We start from the raw sequence: 1,130 nt of genomic DNA on the forward strand, positions 1-1,130 counted from the left end.
TCGCGTGAAAGGCACTTAATCAGCCTCATCAATGGTGCAGATGCTCACGCGATTCCAATCGGGTTCGCTAAACATATCGCCCACGCCTTGCCCTTCAGCCGTAATGCGAGCGGGGTCTATCTTGTATTTGCTGACCAAAATGCCCTTTACGGCAGCCGCACGGGCAGCCGCTAACTGGGCATTGATTTCAGCACTGCCCTCGGGCGAAGCATAGCCGCGAATGCTTACCGTGGCACGGGGGTGGTTGCGCAGGAAGGTGGCCACGCGCTCCACATTGGGCAGCTGCGAGGGTTCTACGACTGTCCTTCCCTGACGGAAGGTAACCGTCTGCTCCAGCGAATGGGTGTTCGTGGTGATGGTTTGCGTCTCGACCACAGGCTTTTGGTCACGGCACTCATTCAGCAATTGTTGCAGCTCGCGCACATCGGCCCGCTGGCGGGCCAGCTCCGCATCGCGCTCGTTGAGTTGGGTGCGCAAGTCATTGATTTTAGCATTCAGCGCATCTACCTCGCCTTGGTCATAGGGGCGGAGCAAGGTAAAATGGTGGCGGCCATTGTTGTGGTTCTTGAAGTGGTAGGTCACACCAGCCATCAGCTCCACCGCACTGCAATTTACATTGTAGGCAGCTTGATTATGCGCCCCGCGATTCTCCATCTCATACACGATGGCCGGACGCAACGCTAACGTCCAAGCCCGCAAACGGCCCAAATTAAAGTTGAAATTCAAGCCATACTTTGTGGTAAAGCCATTGGTGTCAGCCCCTAAGGAGGCATGGTTGTAATGATGCCCCCAACCTGCACCGGCCACGGCCTCAAGCTCAAACACCCGAGGGCGGCCATGGTAGCCCGCTAACAGGTTGGAAAGGTTGAACTTGCCCAAAAGGCTGAGGTTTGAGGCACTAAATATGGTGTGGCTGGCACTCACCCGGGTAGCCGCCGTGAGCTGTAGGCCCAGGCCCACCACGGGGGTAAGCTGCTTGCCCAACTCCACGCCGTAGGTAGGGCGCATATCTTCCAAGAAGTCGCTGTGGGCAGGGCGCGACAGGCCGCCCCCGACACACCCACCGACCAATTGTCAAAGAAGCGCGACCCCTTGACCGTACGCTGCGCCTGAAGCGGCATCAAAGCCAT

General features: G+C 57.8%; 1 protein-coding gene. It reads right to left on the reverse strand.

Annotation, left to right across the window (positions count from 1 at the left end; all coding sequences use genetic code 11):
• Positions 1-15 precede the first annotated feature (15 nt).
• Positions 16-1,008: an OmpA family protein gene (locus Q4P78_RS09185; protein WP_303340067.1), complete on the reverse strand. Its 993-nt coding sequence runs from the start codon at positions 1,006-1,008 to the stop codon at positions 16-18.
• Positions 1,009-1,130 lie beyond the last annotated feature (122 nt).

The sequence above is a fragment of the Rothia sp. (in: high G+C Gram-positive bacteria) genome (assembly GCF_030540545.1).
GTDB lineage: Bacteria > Actinomycetota > Actinomycetes > Actinomycetales > Micrococcaceae > Rothia.

Bases quoted from the DNA above. Each gene is read 5' to 3' on its own strand.
- Q4P78_RS09185 (WP_303340067.1), bottom strand. From the start codon at position 1,008: ATGCGCCCTACCTACGGCGTGGAGTTGGGCAAGCAGCTTACCCCCGTG.